The following is an 18,274-nucleotide window of genomic DNA, read 5'->3' on the forward strand; positions in this document are numbered from 1 at the left end:
GCCGGTCGACTTGACCGCCCCTTCACTTTCCGAACCCAGCCGCGATTGCCCGCTCTGCCCGCGGCTGCATGATTTCATCGCCGAATGGCGGCAGCGCGAGCCGTCATGGTTCAACGCGCCGGTGCCGACCTTCCTGCCACTGGGTGGCGAAGATACCGTCCAGCTTCTGATCGTTGGTCTGGCGCCTGGCCTGCGCGGCGCCAACCGCACCGGGCGCCCCTTTACCGGCGACTATGCCGGCGACCTGCTCTATTCGACACTGATTGCCCACAACTTCGCACGCGGCGAGTTCAAGGCGCGGCCCGATGATGGGCTGGAACTCCTCGGCACTGCGATCACCAACGCGGTGCGCTGCGTGCCGCCGGAGAACAAGCCGGTCGGTGCCGAGATCGCCACCTGCCGGACATTCCTGGTGCCGACGATCGCTCGCTTTCCCAACCTGCGCGCCGTGCTGGCGCTGGGATCGATCGCGCACCAGTCGACCGTGCGGGCACTGGGCGGGCGCGTCGCCGCCTATCCGTTCAAACATGGCGGCCAGTTGGAAGCCGACGGCATCATGCTGTTTTCGAGCTACCATTGCTCGCGCTACAACACCAATACCGGTGTGTTGACCGAAGACATGTTTGTCAGGGTATTTGGCGAGATCGCGGCATTCCTGAAGAACTGAGCTCTCGGATACCGTGCGGTCTGCGGTGCCTGCTCACACCGGCAGCAAGGCATCCGGCTTCACGTCGCCGATCGAGGCATAGGTATGTGTCTCCTTCACCCCCGGCAGCGGCAGGATGACGCGTTTGAGAAAGTCCTGATAGTCGGCCATCTCGGCAATGCGGGCCTTCACGAGATAGTCGAAGCCGCCGACGACCATGTGGCATTCCAGAACCTCGGGCGCCTTTGCCACCGCCTCGGCGAAGCGGTCAAAGATATGCGGGGCCGCATGATCGAGCCGCACCTCGATGAAGACAAGCATGCCGCGGCCAATCTTTGCCGGATTGAGCACCGCCCTGACGGCGGTGATGAACCCGTCGCGAAACAGGCGTTTCACGCGCTGGCTGGCGCCGGTTGGTGACAGGCCGACGCGCGCTGCCAGGTCGAGCGTGGTACGGCGTCCATCTTCCTGCAGCAGTCGCAGAAGACTGCGGTCGACGGCGTCTAGGTCGACTGGTTCAGGATTCACGTTCAAGCCCTCCTATTTGCGTGAATTACACTTCAAGTTGTAAAAAACAGCGTATTTTGTCGCGACCATTTCGACCATAGGCTGCGCTTCATCGCAAGGTCGGGGCTGTCTGCTCCTGGCGACATGAACATGCGGCGGAACTGACATGGCGGACGGACGAGACACGGGAGACACAAGACTGGCGGTGATCGCCGGCCTTGTCATGATCGCCATCTATGCAGCGCAGTTCGTCGCCGCTCGCTTCAGCCTCAGGGAGCATCTGACGGCCACCGACATGGCCAGCCTGCGCTTTGCCGGTGCCGGCGCGGTGTTCCTGCCGATCGTCTGGAGGCGCGGCCTGGCGACCATGAAGGCGCTGGGCTGGCGGCGTGGACTGACGTTGGCTGCACTGGCCGGATTGCCCTATCCGCTGATCATCAACTGGGGTCTAACCCACGCGCCCGCCGCCCATGCCGCGGCGCTCTGCCCGGCCTCGATCGTGTTCTTCTCGTTCCTATTGTCGCTGTTCAGGGAAAGCGCGTCGCGTCGGCGGATCATCGGCGTCGTTACGATCATCGCCGGCTTGTTGCTGTTCATAGCGCCGGCGCGCACCGGCGCCAGCGATGTCCTGTCCGGGGACCTGCTGTTTATCGGATCGGGCGCGATGTTTTCCACATATGCCGTTCTTGTGCAGCGATGGCGTGTCGACCCGGTCACGGCGACCGCGAGCGTCGTGCTTTTGTCCTGCCTGCCGCTGCCACTTCTTTATGTCTTTGCGCCAAGCGGCCTCCATGCCGCCGCAGGCGCCGAAATCGCCAGCCAGATCGTCATTCAAGGTCTTCTCGCGGGCGCTGCCGCAATGTTCCTCTACACTTACATTGTCGACCGATTGGGCTCACAGGCTGCATCACTGTTCCTGCCGGGTGTGCCGGTCGCCACCGTGATGGTCGGCATGGTCGTGCTTGGCGAGACCCCGCTGGCTATTCAATGCGTGGCCATCGCCATCATGGCCGCCGGAATGGGTTATTCGGCGATGGCTCGACGCAGCACCAGGGAAAATCTGGCTGTCTCGACATCAGCTGGATCGTGAATGGTCTGGGGGGCATGGCAGGCTGCCGAAGAACAGGACCGGCATCGGATCGGGCCTGTTCATCAAAGTGTGGAGGCGAGCAGCGCCGCCAACTTCTCCGGCCCGCCCTGCAAAACGTTCAGATCGACGTCCCCCTCGATGCCGTTCACGCGCCCCCTGTTGTGGTACTGCCAGTAGATCCAGTCACGGCGGTCCGGTTCCATGAGCAGTGAGCGTAGCCAGAGTGGGCGAGCGGCTATTTGCCCGGCATAAGCGGCCTCGGCTTCATCCGTCAGATAGACGATCGCCGGCTTGCCGAATGCCGCCTCGACAGGTCCGAGGAAGGCCTGGAGTTCGGCATTCAACTGTTCGGGCGACGGACACCGCGGACAGTTGCCGCCGAACTCGATGTCGACCACGGGCGGCAGCAGCGGCTGATCGTGCGGCACCACCGAGATGAAATTCCTCGCCTGGTCGGCGCCCGGCCGGCAGAAGGTGAAGAAATGATAGGCGCCGACGGCTAGTCCGGCGGCGCGGGCCTCGCGCAGATTGCCGGCGAAGGCGTCGTCGACATGGTCGCCGCCTTCAGTCGCCTTGATGACGACGAAAGCCACATCATCGGCGGCAACACGCCGCCAGTCGATCCGGCCCTGATGATGGGAGACGTCGATGCCCCTGACCGGATATCGGTCGCGGTCGGGAGAGTAGGTGCGGAAATAGGCCACTCCCCCCGCAGCAATGACACATGCCAGGGCAAGACTGGCTACGCCCCAGAGAACAATCCGCTTCTTCAAGACCATCCCCTGTTGAACTTGCCGGTGTTCGACGTTGAAAACCCGACCGCTGGCTTTCCAGGCTATCTCCCGATCACCCGCGTTCCTTCAACAGCCGGCCTTTTTCGCGCGACCAGTCGCGTTGCTTTTCGGTCTCGCGCTTGTCGTGCAGTTTCTTGCCGCGGCCGACGGCAAGCAGCAGCTTGGCGCGTCCCTGGTCGTTGAAATAGATTTTCAGCGGCACCAGCGTCATGCCTTCGCGGTCCACGCTCTGCGACAGCTTGGCCATTTCGCGCTTGTTGAGCAGCAGTTTGCGGCGGCGGCGCGGCTCGTGGTTGAAGCGGTTGGCCTGCAGATATTCGGGCAGATAGGAATTGATCAGCCAGATCTCGCCGCCTTCGACCGAGGCATAGCTGTCCTGGATGTTGGCCTGGCCCTGACGCAGCGACTTGACCTCGGTTCCGGTCAGCACAAGGCCGGCCTCGATCGTGTCGAGCACCTCGTAGGAAAACCGCGCTTTGCGGTTTTCGGCAACGGTCTTGTTGTTGGGATCGGCTTTTCTGACTTGGTTCATGAGGTCTAGAGTCCGTTTCGAAACTCGCTCCCGCGAGTCAGATGATGGTGCTACCGAGAACCGGAGCGGAGCGTACATATAGTACGGGAACACCGGAAGCGCAGGTGGCGCCCTCAGATGACCGCGGGAGCAGACTTCCCAAACGGGCTCGCTAATTGATCAAGCCGGCGTGCTTCATGGCCGCATCGATCCTCTCGGCCGTTGCCGGCTCGACAGTCACCAGCGGCGAACGCAGCACGTTCTCGACCTTGCCCAGCTTCGACAATGCATATTTCGCGCCGGACACGCCGGGCTCGATGAAGATCGCCTTGTGCAGCGGCAAGAGACGGTCCTGCAGCTCCAGCGCCTTCGCACTGTCGCCCGCAAGCGTTGCTTCCTGGAATTCGGCGCAGAGCCGCGGCGCGACGTTCGAGGTCACCGAGATGCAGCCGACACCACCATGCGCGTTGAAACCCAGTGCGGAAGCGTCCTCGCCCGAAAGCTGGATAAAATCCTTGCCGCAGGTCATGCGCTGCTCCGACACGCGTTCGACCTTGCCGGTGGCGTCCTTGACGCCGACGATGTTCTTGAAGTCGTGCGCCAGCCGGCCCATCGTCTCCGGCATCATGTCGATGACCGAGCGCGGCGGGATGTTGTAGATGATGATCGGCAGCTTGGTCGCCCGGGCGACAGCGGCGAAATGCTCGTAGAGGCCGCGCTGTGTCGGCTTGTTGTAATAGGGCGTTACGACCAGGGCAGCATCGGCGCCGGCCTTTTCGGCATACTGCACGAGCCCGACAGCTTCCTCGGTGTTGTTGGAACCGGCGCCGGCAACCACCGGGGCGCGGCCCTTGGCCACCTCGATGCAGACCTTGACGACGTGGCGATGCTCGTCATGCGACAGCGTAGGCGACTCGCCCGTCGTGCCGACAGGAACCAGGCCTGTCGTGCCCTCGCCAAGCTGCCAGTCGACGAACGCGCGAAAGGCTTTCTCGTCGAAACGCCCGCTCTTTTCGAACGGTGTCACGAGCGCGGTAAGCGAGCCTCTCAGCATGTCGTCCAACTCCTTGGGACTTCTCGGTTCACGCATGTCGTTGTCCCAAAACCGGTATCCACTTTTGGGCGCCATGCACTTTGTTGGTTGTGCATGTCGTTACCCCAAAACCGGTATCCACTTTTGGGCGCCATGCACTTTGTTGGTTATGCATGTCGTTACCCCAAAACCGGTATCCACTTTTGGGCGCCATGCATCGGTGTTTCGTGGTGCGCCTTCTAACCGAAAGCGAAGCCGCGCACCATAGTCTCGACATTGTTGCGCGGCAAGCATTGCCATGGTGCCAGCAAGCGTAATTCGAACGGCCTCGATAACCCTTTGTTTACGAGCCCTTCACGACCTAAGTTTAGGCTTCAAGGCTTCTTCGCCGCCGGTAAAATACTGGATTAAGGAAAGACACGCGATCATGCCGACCAGTCGGCCCCATCTCTTCGCGCTGCTTGGCGCCGTCGCCGCGCTGATGCCCGGCGTGGCGATCAGCGGCAGCGTCGATGTGCGGGTCACCTCGGCCATCCCGGTGCCTGGTGTACAGGACAAGGCGCAACAGGCCCCCTCACCCAGCGTCGCGCGGTTGAAAAGTGGGCTGGATGCGCTGGCGGCCGGCGATATTGCCGGCGCGCGCGGCGTGCGTGATGCACTGCCCGCACAATCGCTCGACCAGCACATATTGGCCTGGGCGATCGCGCTTTACGGCGGAGACAAGGTTCCGAGCGGCGACATCGCGGCGGCCGCGAAGATGCTGCCCAACTGGCCGGGCACCGTCGCCTTGCGCAAGAACAGCGAGCGCGCGCTCTACCGCGAAAACCCGGCGGCGGATGTCGTCGTCAAGGCATTCGACGGCAGCCAGCCGCAGACATTCGAAGGCGTGATGGTTCTCGCGCGCGCCTATGTGTCGTCCGGCAACGCCAAGGCGGCGCGATCGGTGCTGTCGCCGTTCTGGCGCACCGCGATCCTGGAGGCCAAGGACGAGACGGCTCTGATCAAGGAGTTCGGCAGCCTTGTTCCTGCCGCCGACGACCGTTTTCGCATGGAGCGCATGTTCTATGCCGACCGGGTGAGTTCCGCCTTGCGTGTCGCCGGCCTCGCCGGCGCCCAGCAGCTTGCCGACGCTTGGGCGGCGGCCGACAGGAGCGACAAGAATGCCGCCAAACTCCTAAAGGCGGTACCGGCGGCGCAGCGTTCGGCCGGCTATTTCTTCGCGCAGGCCGAGTATCTGCGCAAGCAGCAGGATTTTGCGGGCGCCGCGGCGGTTGTCATGAAGGCGCCGGCGGACCGTGACTCCCTGGTCGATCCGGATGCCTGGTGGGTCGAACGCCGGGTGCTGTCGCGCGAACTGGTCGACCAGGGCAACATGAAGACGGCATACAAGATAGTCGCCACGCATGCCGCCGAAAGCGCGGCCAATGCGGCGGAAGCCGAGTTCCATGCCGGCTGGTACGCGCTGCGTGGCCTGAACGATCCCAAGCTCGCGGCGACGCATTTCGCGCGTATCGCCGACCTTGCCCAGGGACCGATGACCCTGTCGCGCGCCTATTACTGGCTCGGCCGCGCGGCGGAAGTTGGAGGCCCTGGCAATGCCAAGGACTATTTTGGACGTGCGGCGACCTACGGCACCACGTTTTACGGCCAGCTCGCCGCCGAACGTGTCGGCCGGCAGGCGCTCAACATCGTCTATCCCCAGCCAAGTGCCGCCGACCGGCAGAGCTTTGCCGGCCGCGAGGCCGTCTCCGCCATCAAGCGCCTGCAAGAGGCGGGCTACGATCGCTATGCCGAAACGCTCTACCGCGACCTTGCCGGCCAGTTGACCAGTCCGGGGGAACTGGCGCTGCTCGCCATTCTGGCGGAAAAGCAGGATAACCATTTCATGGCGCTGAAAATCGGCAAGATCGCCGGAGCGCGGGGCATCGACGTCGGAGCGCTGTCCCATCCGCTCGGCGTCATCCCCGATTCGGCCAATATTTCCGGTTCCGGCAAGGCGCTGGCCTACGCGATCGCCCGCCAGGAAAGCGAATTCAATATCGGCGCCATATCCAGTGCCGGCGCGCGCGGGCTGCTGCAGCTGATGCCGGCAACCGCCAGGCAGTTGGCGAAGAAGGCCGGATTGCAGTTTTCGCAGACCAGACTGACAACCGACGCCGCCTATAATGCGACGCTTGGTTCGGCCTTCCTCGGCGAACAGCTGGATCGCTTCAACGGCTCGTACGTATTGACCTTCGCGGGCTACAATGCCGGCCCGGCCCGGGCCGGCCAGTGGGTGGCGAAATATGGTGACCCGCGCGGCAAGGACATCGATGCGGTGGTGGACTGGATCGAACGGATTCCCTACACGGAAACAAGAAGTTACGTGCAGCGCGTGATGGAGAATTACGAGGTCTACAAGATGCGTATCTCCGGCAAGTACGACATCGTCGGCGATCTCGTGAACGGGCGGAGTTGAAGTTTTTGCTCTTCCTTCGTGAGGAGAAGGAGGAGCCTTTCCCATTTGACCCTCCCGCGCTCCGTCTATAGCAGACGTGGACGATCCCTTCGGCTAGAGAACCCGTCCCATGTCGAGCAACCCAGGTTTCTCCGACTTCTTCTATGCCGCGCCAGATGGGCTGAGACTTCACGCGCGCGTCTATGGCGAAGCGAATTCCGCACATTGGCCGGTCGTCTGCCTGCCTGGCCTCACACGTAATGCGCGGGATTTTCACGAGCTGGCGCTCTATCTCTCAACGCGATCCGCCTTTGCGCGCAAGGTCATCGCCTTCGACTATCGCGGACGCGGACAGTCGGCCTACGATCCCGATGTCAGTCACTATAATGTCGGCGTCGAGGCGGGGGACATCCTTGCCGGGCTGACGGCGCTCGGCATCAAACAGGCGGCCTTCATCGGCACCTCTCGCGGCGGGCTGATCATCCATGTGCTTGGCGCGATGCAGCCGGCGGCGCTGAAAGCCATCGTGCTCAACGACATCGGGCCAGTGATCGAGCCCGCCGGCCTTGACCATATCCGCGCCTATCTCGATCCCACGCCAAGACCGAAGAGCCGTGCCGAGACTGTCGATGCCCTGCGCGACACCCATAGCAGCGACTTTCCCGCCCTCGCTTCGGCGGATTGGGAGCGGATGGCGTCAGCGCTCTATCGCGAGACAGATCAGGGGCTGATGCCGGATTTCGACCCGAGGCTGGTTGAAACGCTCGCCGCCCTCGACCTAAGCAAGAAACTGCCGGATTTGTGGGCGCAATTCGAGGCGCTGGCCGTCATGCCTATGCTGGTCATACGCGGTGCCAGTTCGAGACTTTTCTCCGTCGAGACGCTTGAAGAAATGAAGAAGCGCCACCCAAACCTCGAGGCGATCACGGTCGAGGGCCAAGGCCACGCGCCTTTCCTCGAGACCGGCAGCCTGCCCGTCGCCGTTGCTGCTTTTCTCGATCGCGCCGAGAGGCAAATAAGCGGCAAATAAGCCCCAAGACCAGATCAGATCCCGGGGCTGTTACGGCGGCAAAGGCAAACTGTCGGAACTACTTGGCCTTGGAGCTTTTGCGGGTCGCCTTTGGCGGCGCCTTCGCCGAAGCGCCCTCATCCGTCTGCTTCCGCTTCGCCGACGGCGTCGTCACCGGCGACGAAAACAGCGAGCTTTCCGCGTTGCCGGCCGGTTGCTCGCCGCGAGGCTTCTCCAGCACGACAACGCAACCATCGAGATCATTGGTGGCCAGATGCGCGTAGCGCATGGTCATCGACAAGGTCTGATGGCCAAGCCACATCTGCACGCGGCGGATGTCGATGCCGCCCTGGACAAGACGCGAAGCGCAGGTGTGGCGCAGGATGTGCGGCACGACCTGGTCGTCGGCGCCGAGCCCGACTTCCGCCTTGGCATCGTTCCAGATGGCGCGGAATTGTGCCTGGCTGAGCTGGGTGAACGGGCCCTTGGGTCGGCGTCCTTCGGCCGGAGGCAGCTTGATGACCTCCTTGACCCGTTCGGTCATCGGAATGGTCCGGCTGCGGCCGGATTTGGTGATCCAGAAGGAGACGCGATGTTCCTGGATATCGTTCCAGATCAGCCCGAGCGCCTCTCCGAGGCGGCATCCGGTGTCGACCAGGAAGACGGAAAGCCGGTAAGCATCCTCGCTGCGGCTCTTGATAGCGGCAAACAGCCTTGCCTCTTCCTCCCTCTCGAGGAAACGAATTCGTCCCGCCCGCTCCTTCTGGCGGCGAAACTCGGGCAAGCTGTGGATATCTCCCATCTTGTAAGCCTTGCGCAGCAGTTTGCTGAGAGCAGCCATCTTTCGATTGATGGTCGCGTTGCTGTTGCCGCGCTGGCGCAAGGTGCCGATAAGGTTGTCCAGGGTACTCTGGTCAAAGGCGCTGAAACGCTCCCCAAGGAGGATCTCGTCTATCTCGCCGATGAAGGAGCTGACATTATATTTATGTCGCCCATCATCCCACAATATGTCTCGATAAGCTGAAAAAAGCTCTCCGACCCGGTATGACTTTACTTCTCTTATCTTGTTATATGTGTAGTTGATCTTCGAGTTCTGAGAAGAAAACGTCGAAAACTGATCAGAGGGGTATCCCTCTTGAATCGCTTCGTTGGTCATTATCCGTCACTCCCCCGAGTGGATTGGAATCAGCCCTATCCGCTTGGGAGCGTCCTTTCAAGAGATTAAATCACGCAGTTGTGATCTCACCCGCCCACCGCGGATCCCACGAGACCAAGCCTACGGATCTGTTCAGCTACCGATTCCCCCTTTTCCTTCGTTTGCGTTGACCCAGTCACGAAACAAAAACAGCCCGGGCGTTTGTGCGCCCGGGCTGGATTTTACCTGTAAGGAACCAGCCCTTAGAAAGAGCGCTGGAAGCGGAGGAGACCGCCGATGTTGCTCTTCTTGTTGGCATGGGTCCAGTTGGAGAAGTCGGCGTCGTCGAACTTGCCCGCATTGAGGTAGTCGACTTCAGCCGTGACAGTGAAGCCGGGAACAATGTCGTAGGCGATGTTTGCGGCGATGCCGAGGTTCTTCCATTCGTCATACGAAGCCTGGAGATTGAACGAGGTCTTCTCGTTGAACTTGTAGGTGCCACCGCCCCACACTGCCCAGTTGCCGCCCCACTGCTTGTACATGCCGCGACCGCCAGCAGGGAAAGCCAACGTGCCGTCGGTGAGGTTGTCATCGGTGCCGTAGCCGACCATGGCAAACAGCGACAGTTCGTTGGAGACGTTGACGTCCAGGCGGACCTTGCCGGCGACTTCTTCGTAGTTGCTGTCATAGGATACAACGCCGGTGATGGCACCCCAGCCCTGCGTCCACTTCACGCCGCCCACGACATGCGGAACATAGCTGTCGATCGTGTAGGCGCCATAACCTTCTTCGAGGGAGACGACTGCCGAGAAGCCATTGCCAGCGTCGAAATAGTACTGGATGACGTTGGTGTCGAAGCCGCCATAGGGAACCAGCGTATCCTGGATGACGTTGCCGGCGTAGCCGATGAACGTATCGAAGGCGGATTCATCCTTACCGACGCGGAGACCACCGAGCTGGACCCATGCGAAGTTCAGCGAAACAGGTTCGTTGCCAGCTTCATTAATGAAGGGGCTCGTATCGCGCTGGGTGTTGCTGAAATTGAAACGGGTCTCCGTGTAGGTCTTCAAGGTGCCGAGTTCGGTTTCCTGGCCGGTCCAGGTCTTCAGCGCGAAGCGGGCCCGCTTGCGCCAGGTGTCGTTGCTGTCGCCGATATCCATGTGATCTGCGCTTCTAGCGCCATCGAACGAACCGACGTCGCCGCCGCCGATGTCATAGCGGATATAGCCGCCGATGCGCAGGCAGGTTTCGGTGCCGGGGATGTAGAAGTAGCCAGCGCCGTAGACGTCGCAAATCTTGACGTATTCAGCGGGTTCCGGCTCGGCGACGACGACGGCGTCGGCGGCGCGCGCACCGGAAACTGCGATCAGGGCCGCAGCGGAGCCGAGAAGAAGGCTCTTGATGTTCATTTTCTGACCTCCAGTCAGAATCGCGAGCGAAGGCCGACGAAAAGCTGCCAGGAGAGCCGTTTTCCTTTTTATTTCAGGTAGATAATATGGTGGCGGTCAGCGAGGCGCGGTCTGCAAGAAACGCTTGGTCGCGAAAGCCTTGCCCGATCCGGTCTTGAAATATCTCTCAAGTTGGCGAGCGTTGGCCTCGGTTTCGACCGCGATGTAGCTCTTCAAGGCTACGGGCAGGTAGGCCTTTGTCGATGGAACATTGCCCAATCGGTGCGATTCGGTGCGGCGTCGAAGGTCGTTTGTCGATCCGACATAGATATCGCCGTTACGGAGCTCCAGGAAATAGACGTACCACATGGTCCCCCTACGCTACTTCGTAGCTTCGGGCGACACTCCTACGCCCAAATGCGGTTCCGGGTGGCCTGCCACCCGAAGCCCGCAGGGCGTAGGGTGGCGGAGAGGATGGGATTCGAACCCACGAGAAGCTTTTGACCTCTACTCCCTTAGCAGGGGAGCGCCTTCGACCACTCGGCCACCTCTCCGTTGAGCCGCTGGATAAAGAAAAGCGCCGGCACAATCAACAACCCCGCATCATTAATATAGAAAATAACGGCGCTCTGTCGCCGCGGATTCCGCGATGGGGCGGTTATGCGGCAAACCCCTGGCAGGTGACTCGCGGCCTCGCCACGATTCCATCGGCCGAATGCCGGATTCGGCCGGAAATAGCCGGCTGCGGCGGGCCTGATGGTTAACGAGAGCTTTCTGAGTGAGGCCAAATCGTGTCATTTGTGCAACAACGCCGGGGGATAGCAGCCGAACAGCCCTTTCGCCGGTACGATCGTTGTTGAACGCCGCCGGCTCATGGGTAATGTCGAGTTCGAAGGAGCGGCGCGGTGCGCATCTTTTTCGGTAGTGGGGATGGGGCAGGGAACGCTGTCCTTCAGCAAAGAATACCCAGACCCGTTTTTTAACTTTTGACTGGAGGTCAGAAAATGAACATCAAGAGCCTTCTTCTCGGCTCCGCTGCGGCCCTGATCGCAGTTTCCGGTGCGCGCGCCGCCGACGCCGTCGTCGTCGCCGAGCCGGAGCCCGCTGAATACGTCAAGATTTGCGACGTCTACGGCGCTGGCTACTTCTACATCCCCGGCACCGAAACCTGCCTGCGCGTCGGCGGCTATATTCGTGAGGATATCGGTGTGGGCGACGGTGGCTCGTTCGATGGCGTCAATCACGTCACGGACCACCAGCACGGTGATGACGACTCGACCTACTGGAAGCAGACCCGCTTCACGCTGAAGACCTGGACTGGCCAGGAAACCGAACTCGGTACGTTGAAGACCTACACTGAGTACCGCATCAACTTCGGCAACAGCTACGGCGACTATGGCACCCCTGGTCTCGCAGGCAACACCGAAGCGAACCCTAACGCTGGCGGCGACGGCTGGCAGGCGCGCAACAAGACCAGCGCCTTGGAATTTGCCTGGATCCAGCTCGGCGGTCTGCGTGTCGGCGCTGACGAATCGGCCTTTGATACGTTCATCGGCTACGCCGGTAACGTCATCAACGACACGATCGTCCCTTACGGCAATTTCCAGACCAACGTCATCCAATACTACTTCGACGCTGGAAACGGCTTCTCGGCCGTGGTCTCGCTCGAAGAAGGCTCCGGTGAGGTTGGCACCATCGACAGCTATGTTCCGCATGTCGTCGGCGGTCTGAAGTGGACACAGGGCTGGGGCGCTCTCACCGGCGTCGTCGCCTATGACAGCAACTACGAAGAAGTGGCCGGCAAGGTTCGCCTGGATGTCAACGTTTCCAACGAACTGTCGCTGTTTGCCATGGTCGGCTATGGCTCGGACAACAACCTCAACGACCCGACCAACAACATCGATGCGCTCGGCCGCGGCTTCTACAAGCAGTGGGGCGGCAACTGGGCTGTGTGGGGCGGCGGCACCTACAAGTTCAACGAAAAGACCTCGTTCAACCTCCAGGCGTCGTATGACGACTGGAAGGACATCGGCGTCGCAGCGAACGTTGCCTACACGGTTGTTCCCGGTTTCACGATCACTGCCGAAGCCGATTGGCAGCGCGTCGGCCAGGGTGCCATCGACAATCAGTCCGTCTGGGTCAACGCGACCAAGAAGAACAACGTCGGCGGCCTCCTCCGCTTCCAGCGCGACTTCTAACCAATTTCGCCTTGGCGAAATCGAAACCCGGCGGGCAACCGCCGGGTTTTTTCGTGGGCTCAATAGAAGTGCGGCCCTGCTTCCCAGGCCGCGTGCTTCATCCTGTTTGGAGGCGACAGTAGCTGATCAACGAGGCTGAGGGAGCCGACTGATCGCGAGCCGGGCAACGCCTAGCCTTCATGCCCGGATCAATTCCCGGACAGATCACCCAGAGCCTCAATCAGCGGCAGGATTGAACTTCCATAGCCCTTCCAGCGATTGACCGAAGAGGTGTAGATCGGTTGTCGAACCTGCCAGCGGCTGAACGTGTTCACCGAACCTGGCTTGTCGAAGAAGCGCAGACAGGCGTCGTCCCAGGGCAGTCCCAGATGGTCGATCAAGCGGCGCGATTGCCTTTCCTGGTCGGAGACCATGTCCTCATAGCGGTTCTCAAGGATTTGGCCCGGTAAAACGCAGTCCCAATGACGCATAAGCCGGTCGTACTCACGATAATACAGCCCAAGCGTGTGGAGATCGGCCGTATAGGTATTGTCCTCGTTGAAACTCAGGAAGTAGCACGAGATGCAATTGTCGATGGCATCGCGACGGCAGTGAATGATGCGCGCCTTGGGAAACAGGATTCTAATCAGCCCGATAAGCTCGAAGTTATGAGGCAATTTGTCGACTATTCTCTCGGCATCGGGCGATTGCCGCCTGATGTGAGCGAGATATTCTTCAGCCAAGGACTTCGACTGATCAACCGTCATGTCCAGGATCGATCGCCGCAATTCCTCCGGCGAGCGCGTTTTAGGCGCGAGCCCATTCGTGATGCGCCGGAGTTTTGTCAACTCGCCTGCGCCACGAACCTCAGGATGGCTCCCCAGGATCTGCTCGGTCAAAGTGGTGCCCGAACGCGGCATGCCAAGCACGAAGACAGGCACTTCCGAAGAGCTTCCGTGCCCCGCCTTGTCAGCCAGCGTCTCAGGGCTGAACAAGTCGATCATGAAATCGATGCTGCGGCGGTAACCCTGGATGTCAAAGTGGCGCATCGACCGTTTTGCCTGCCGGAAATGATCCATCGCCTCGTCATAGCGCCTGATATCGTTGAGCACCTTCCCCGCCGCATAATGCAGTTGCTGTATGCTTTTCTCATCAAGCGCCGGATTTTTCAGCTCAGCCAGAATGGATTTGAATTCCGCCGGCTCATCCATGAATTTCCGGATGCTGACCAGGCCGGCATAGGCAGCGGCGACGTCCTGCCGATGCCCGATTGCTTCTTTCATGGAGCTGGTTGCCTCATCCATGCGACCGAGACTTACCAGAGCATTGGCCAGCCCCATTCGAGTGGCAGGATGGTTGCCGTCGATTTTGAGTGCTTTCTCATAAAGGGGCACGGCGATGTCGGCCTTGCCGTACCGGGTATAGGCGCGACCCAGTGCGCAAAGCGCCTCGACCCAATCGGCTTTCAACTCGCAGGCCCGTTCAAAATGCCTGATTGCATCCGGATGCTCGCCGACCTTCAAATAGGTTTCGCCCAATGTCAGGTGATAATGCGGGTTTAGGGGTGCCTCCTTCACTGCCCGCTCAAAACATCGAATGGCCATCTCGTCGTCCAGACCGAGAGCAAAGGTTCCAAGCAGATACAAGGCAAGGGGGTGTCGCGGGTTGTGAGCCAGGACGCGCTGACATAGCGCCTCCGCCTCCACCAACCGATTGGCTTGATGAAGTTCGAGCGCCTGCCGGAGCAGCGCGTCGTCAAGCCGCGCGCGCGATTGCGGGCTCGCTTTAGGCTGCGCAATTTTCGACTGCGGAATTTTCGGGCCGGGCGGACCTTTAAGGTGTTTGGACCATGCGGGCGGCAGGCGGTTGTTCATCGCGACTGGCTAGCAAAATAAACCAATCGAATCCACAAAATCCGACCCTATCGGTAGCTTCCAGGCAGAAGTCCTCGCTTAGCACCAGGCGCTTGAGAGTGGCCTAAACCGAGTTGTTGAGAGCGCAGCGGGCGCCTGACTTTTCAGACGTCCGCCAGGTCACCCAAGGCTTCAATCAGCGGCTGAATCTCCGCCTCATAGTTCTTCCAGCGCTTGACGGAAGATTTGTAGATCGGTTGACGCACCTGCCAGCGGCTGGGTGTGTTGACCGAACCATCCCTGTCGAAAAAGCGCAGGCAAGCGTCGTCCCAAGGCAGCCCAAGATAGTCAATAAGCCGGCGTGACTGCGCTTCCTGATCGTCAACCAGCGTTTCATACCGATTTTCAAAGATCAGGCCTGGAAAAACCTTGTTCCAATACCGCATCAGCCGGTCATATTCGCGGTAGTACAGGCCAAGCGTCTTTAAATCGGTGTTGTAGCTGTGTCCCTCACCGAACTTCAAGACAAAGCATGAGACGCAATTGTCGATGGCGTCGCGACGGCAATGAATGATCCGCGCATTTGGGAAGAGAATACCGATCAACCCGATCAATTCAAAATTGTGCGGCATCTTATCCACGATCCGAGGTGCGTCGGGTGCTCGCTCGCTCAGATAAGTCAGGTGCTCTTCCGCCAACGTTCCCGACAGGTTTTTTGTGATCGACGCGACCGCCTGGTTCAAATTTCCGGCCGACGACTTTCTGAGTCCGATCGCATTCGCGACCCGCCTAAGCTTCATCAGTTCGCCCGCGCCATGAACGCTTGGATGACTTGCGCATATCTGTTCCGTAAGCGTCGTACCCGAGCGAGGCATCCCGACCACGAACACAGGAACCTCGGAAGGATTTCCAAAGTCGCTTCTGGCAGCCAGCATCTCAGGCGTGAAAGTCTCGATCAGCGCGTCGACCCAGCGACGATATAGGTCGATATTAAAGCTGCGGCCTGAGGCCTGTTTCGACTTTTTGAAATGGTCGAACGCCTCCTGATAGCGCTTAAGGTCGTTCAGCACCTTGCCTGCCGCTAGGTGGAGCTTCTCCTCGCCATCGGCGTCAAGCTTGGGATTTCCAAGTTCGCCAAGGATGGACTTCAGTTCCTTTGGCTCTTCGGTGAATTTTTGCGTCTGCACAAGATCGTTATATGCGGTCGGCACCGCGATGCGGCGTTCGATTGCCTCATGGAGGTAACCGGCCGCTTCATCCATGCGTCCCAAGCTGGTGAGCGCACGGGCCAATCCGATCCGCACCTTTGGATGCTCCCGGTTGATTTTAAGTGCCTTCTCGTAAAGCGGCAAAGCCATCTCGGGTTTGCCAAAATCAAGATAAGCATCCCCCAATGCGCTAAGTGCCTCGATAAGGTTCGGCTGCAAATCCAACGCATGCTGCATATGTGTGATTGCTGGCGAATATTCGCTTACTTTCACATAAGCCGAGGCCAGGCCAAGATGGTAGTAAGGGTTCTTAGGTTCCTCATTGACCGCGCGAGCGAAATACCGCAACGCCGCCTCATCCTCGTAGCCCAGGCAAATAGTCCCCAGGATATACAGGGCGAGGGGGTGGTTTTGCGTACGCGACAGAACTTGAAGGCACAAGTCCTGAGCCTCGTTGAGGCGCTTGGCTTGCTGAAGGACGTATGCCTGCTTCAGCAGCGCCTCATCGGCCTGGATACGTGAAAGCGAATTTGCCGTCTGCGGATTGGCTTGTGGCGATCTTGGCTTCGGCGTGGGGCCAGGCTTGACGTGTTTGGACCAGGCGGGCGGGAGACGATTGTTCATGGAGCCTCGCTATCAAAAAGAGGCGAAGGAATCCAGTGTTGAGGGTGTAGCGTGGCGACCTTGCGCCAACCATCCGGTCACGTTAGCAAGAAGGTCCCTTCCAAGCGAGCTTCCGACATGCCTCAGCGCCCTGCCCTCTCACCCCTCATCGCAGCGCTTCCGTCGACCGTGCCGTTTGTCGGCCCCGAAGCGCAGCAGCGTGAGCGCGGGCGCGCTTTCCGTGCCCGTATCGGCGCCAATGAGAGCAGTTTTGGTCCTTCGCCGCGCGTCATCGCCCGCATGGAGAGCGTCGCGCGCGACCAGTGGATGTATTGCGACCCGGACAATTACGATCTGAAGGTCGCGGCTGCGGCGCATCACCATGTGGCGGTCGAAAATATCGTGGTCGGCGAAGGCATCGACGGTCTGCTCAGCCTGGTGGCGCGCATGTACGTGGCGCCTGGCGATGCCGTGGTCACCTCGCTCGGCGCCTATCCGACCTTCAACTTCCATATTGCCGGTGTCGGCGGCCGGCTGGTGACCGTCCCTTACGAGAATGATCGCGAAAGCCTTGACGGTCTGCTGGATGCGGTCGTCAGGGAGAAGGCGCCGCTGGTCTATCTGTCCAACCCGGACAATCCGATGGGCAGTTGGTGGGAAGCCGACGAGGTCATCCGCTTCATCGAAGCCTTGCCGGAAACCACCATGCTGGTGCTCGACGAGGCCTATGGCGAATTGGGACCAGCCTCGGCCCTGCCGCCGATCGACATCTCGCGGCCGAACGTCATCCGCATGCGAACCTTTTCGAAGGCCTATGGACTTGCCGGCATACGCTGCGGCTATGCGTTGGCCGAGACGCAAGTGATCAGCGACTTCGAGAAGATCCGCAACCACTATGGCGTCAGCCGCATGGCGCAGATCGCCGGCGTCGAGGCGCTCGCCGACCAGGCCTATCTCGAGACGGTGGTGGCCCGGGTCGCCGCCGGACGTCGGCGCATTGCCGATATCGCCGAACAGAACGGGTTGAAGCCGCTCGCCTCGGCGACCAATTTCGTCACCATCGACTGCGGCCATGACGGTGCTTTCGCCGTGAAAGTGCTGCAGGGGCTGTTGTCGCGCGACGTCTTCATCCGCAAGCCGATGGCGCCACGGCTCGACCACTGCATCCGCGTCAGCGTCGGTCTCGCCCACGAACTGGACATCTTCGCCGAGGAATTGCCTGGCGCCTTGGCAGCGGCGCGCGGAAACTAGGGCACTTCGCGGCGCTCGGGAGCCATCGCGGCGCCGAGCAGATGTCCGGCACGCGCCAGCACATCCGACAATTCCGCGGCTTCCCTGTCATTCAAGCCCGCGGTCAGGCGGGCCAGATCACGATCCGTGGCCGCATGAAGTGCGGCAAGCGCGGCCTGGCCGCGCGCGGTGAGCGAAAGAACGCGCGGCCGGAGTGGCGCGGGATCGGTACACATCTCGGTCAGGCCGGCGGCAGAAAATTTGGAACGGAGGCCCTCGATTTTCATCGGGGTCACCGTTTCAACCGTTGCCTTCGTTCGATGCTGCGCCAGACTCTATGGAACGGGAGCGAGCCATGAATGAGCGGAAAAGGGCAGTGCAGGCGCACATATACGGCACGGTCCAAGGGGTCGGCTACAGGGCGTGGACGCGCGATGAAGCGACAAGGCTCGGGCTGTTGGGCTGGGTGCGCAACGAAAGAGACCGCTCGGTGACGGCATGGCTTACCGGCGCCGACGCGGCGATTGCGGCCATGATTGAACGGCTTCGGCAAGGCCCGCCTGGCGCGGCTGTCTCTCGCATCGATGTGGAAGAGCTGGAAACCTGGGCCACGCCTGGAGATTTCAGGATCATCGGATAGACGGATTTCCGCC

The 18,274-nt window shown here is 60.7% G+C and carries 17 protein-coding genes and 1 tRNA gene; 7 read left to right on the forward strand and 11 right to left on the reverse strand.

Annotation, left to right across the window (positions count from 1 at the left end; all coding sequences use genetic code 11):
• The first annotated feature begins 10 nt into the window (after positions 1–10).
• A complete protein-coding gene (locus tag LB516_RS05690; protein ID WP_224584577.1) occupies positions 11–667 on the forward strand; it encodes a uracil-DNA glycosylase in 657 nt (218 codons plus the stop codon).
• Positions 668–700: 33 nt separating this feature from the next.
• Here LB516_RS05690 and LB516_RS05695 read toward each other — a convergent pair whose 3' ends face one another.
• On the reverse strand, positions 701–1,174 hold the full coding sequence (locus tag LB516_RS05695; protein ID WP_015318584.1) for an Lrp/AsnC family transcriptional regulator: 474 nt from the start codon (positions 1,172–1,174) through the stop codon (positions 701–703).
• Between the two features lie 145 nt (positions 1,175–1,319).
• Here LB516_RS05695 and LB516_RS05700 point away from each other — a divergent pair, with 145 nt between their 5' ends.
• The gene (locus LB516_RS05700; RefSeq protein ID WP_224719096.1) at positions 1,320–2,243 is read left to right on the forward strand and encodes a DMT family transporter; all 924 of its coding nucleotides are present in this window, start codon (positions 1,320–1,322) and stop codon (positions 2,241–2,243) included.
• 62 nt (positions 2,244–2,305) lie between these two features.
• Here the strand turns inward: LB516_RS05700 and LB516_RS05705 are convergent, their stop codons facing one another.
• From LB516_RS05705 to dapA, 3 genes are all read right to left on the reverse strand, one after another.
• Positions 2,306–3,016 carry a GH25 family lysozyme gene (locus LB516_RS05705; RefSeq protein ID WP_224719097.1) on the reverse strand — a complete coding sequence of 237 codons (711 nt, stop codon included), beginning with the start codon at positions 3,014–3,016 and terminating at the stop codon, positions 2,306–2,308.
• Positions 3,017–3,089: 73 nt separating this feature from the next.
• Positions 3,090–3,569, reverse strand: a complete 480-nt coding sequence (gene smpB, locus LB516_RS05710) for an SsrA-binding protein SmpB (protein WP_006202221.1) — start codon at positions 3,567–3,569, stop codon at positions 3,090–3,092.
• Positions 3,570–3,720: 151 nt separating this feature from the next.
• Positions 3,721–4,602, reverse strand: a complete 882-nt coding sequence (gene dapA / locus LB516_RS05715; RefSeq protein ID WP_224719187.1) for a 4-hydroxy-tetrahydrodipicolinate synthase — start codon at positions 4,600–4,602, stop codon at positions 3,721–3,723.
• 406 nt (positions 4,603–5,008) lie between these two features.
• Here dapA and LB516_RS05720 point away from each other — a divergent pair, with 406 nt between their 5' ends.
• Both LB516_RS05720 and LB516_RS05725 read left to right on the forward strand, forming a co-directional pair.
• Positions 5,009–7,039 (forward strand): lytic transglycosylase domain-containing protein, encoded by a 2,031-nt coding sequence (locus LB516_RS05720; protein ID WP_224719098.1) that lies wholly within the window; start codon positions 5,009–5,011, stop codon positions 7,037–7,039.
• 109 nt (positions 7,040–7,148) lie between these two features.
• Positions 7,149–8,048: an alpha/beta fold hydrolase gene (locus LB516_RS05725; RefSeq protein WP_015318587.1), complete on the forward strand. Its 900-nt coding sequence runs from the start codon at positions 7,149–7,151 to the stop codon at positions 8,046–8,048.
• Between the two features lie 58 nt (positions 8,049–8,106).
• On the opposite strand, the gene LB516_RS05730 is transcribed toward LB516_RS05725, so the two are convergent.
• From LB516_RS05730 to LB516_RS05745, 4 genes are all read right to left on the reverse strand, one after another.
• A complete protein-coding gene (locus tag LB516_RS05730; RefSeq protein ID WP_015318588.1) occupies positions 8,107–9,183 on the reverse strand; it encodes a tyrosine-type recombinase/integrase in 1,077 nt (358 codons plus the stop codon).
• A 242-nt stretch (positions 9,184–9,425) separates the two neighbouring features.
• On the reverse strand, positions 9,426–10,571 hold the full coding sequence (locus LB516_RS05735; protein ID WP_224719099.1) for a porin: 1,146 nt from the start codon (positions 10,569–10,571) through the stop codon (positions 9,426–9,428).
• Between the two features lie 96 nt (positions 10,572–10,667).
• The gene (locus tag LB516_RS05740; RefSeq protein WP_140618505.1) at positions 10,668–10,919 is read right to left on the reverse strand and encodes a GIY-YIG nuclease family protein; all 252 of its coding nucleotides are present in this window, start codon (positions 10,917–10,919) and stop codon (positions 10,668–10,670) included.
• A gap of 94 nt (positions 10,920–11,013) precedes the next feature.
• A tRNA-Ser gene (locus LB516_RS05745) sits at positions 11,014–11,104 on the reverse strand.
• A 450-nt stretch (positions 11,105–11,554) separates the two neighbouring features.
• Here LB516_RS05745 and LB516_RS05750 point away from each other — a divergent pair.
• Positions 11,555–12,748 carry a porin gene (locus LB516_RS05750; protein WP_224719100.1) on the forward strand — a complete coding sequence of 398 codons (1,194 nt, stop codon included), beginning with the start codon at positions 11,555–11,557 and terminating at the stop codon, positions 12,746–12,748.
• 188 nt (positions 12,749–12,936) lie between these two features.
• Here LB516_RS05750 and LB516_RS05755 read toward each other — a convergent pair whose 3' ends face one another.
• Positions 12,937–14,601 carry a tetratricopeptide repeat-containing sulfotransferase family protein gene (locus tag LB516_RS05755; RefSeq protein ID WP_224719101.1) on the reverse strand — a complete coding sequence of 555 codons (1,665 nt, stop codon included), beginning with the start codon at positions 14,599–14,601 and terminating at the stop codon, positions 12,937–12,939.
• Between the two features lie 143 nt (positions 14,602–14,744).
• Positions 14,745–16,412 (reverse strand): tetratricopeptide repeat-containing sulfotransferase family protein, encoded by a 1,668-nt coding sequence (locus LB516_RS05760; RefSeq protein WP_224719102.1) that lies wholly within the window; start codon positions 16,410–16,412, stop codon positions 14,745–14,747.
• Positions 16,413–16,529: 117 nt separating this feature from the next.
• Here LB516_RS05760 and LB516_RS05765 point away from each other — a divergent pair, with 117 nt between their 5' ends.
• Positions 16,530–17,642, forward strand: a complete 1,113-nt coding sequence (locus LB516_RS05765) for a pyridoxal phosphate-dependent aminotransferase (protein WP_140878548.1) — start codon at positions 16,530–16,532, stop codon at positions 17,640–17,642.
• Here the strand turns inward: LB516_RS05765 and LB516_RS05770 are convergent.
• Positions 17,639–17,908: a hypothetical protein gene (locus LB516_RS05770; protein ID WP_181174105.1), complete on the reverse strand. Its 270-nt coding sequence runs from the start codon at positions 17,906–17,908 to the stop codon at positions 17,639–17,641. The two genes, LB516_RS05765 and LB516_RS05770, sit on opposite strands and share 4 nt — an antisense overlap.
• A gap of 68 nt (positions 17,909–17,976) precedes the next feature.
• Between LB516_RS05770 and LB516_RS05775 the strand changes: the two genes are divergently transcribed.
• Complete coding sequence (locus LB516_RS05775; RefSeq protein ID WP_140788136.1) at positions 17,977–18,261, forward strand: acylphosphatase; 285 nt, start codon at positions 17,977–17,979, stop codon at positions 18,259–18,261.
• The last annotated feature ends 13 nt before the right edge of the window (positions 18,262–18,274 follow it).

Origin of the sequence: Mesorhizobium sp. CO1-1-7 (assembly GCF_020164885.1) — a bacterium.
Lineage (GTDB): Bacteria > Pseudomonadota > Alphaproteobacteria > Rhizobiales > Rhizobiaceae > Mesorhizobium > Mesorhizobium australicum.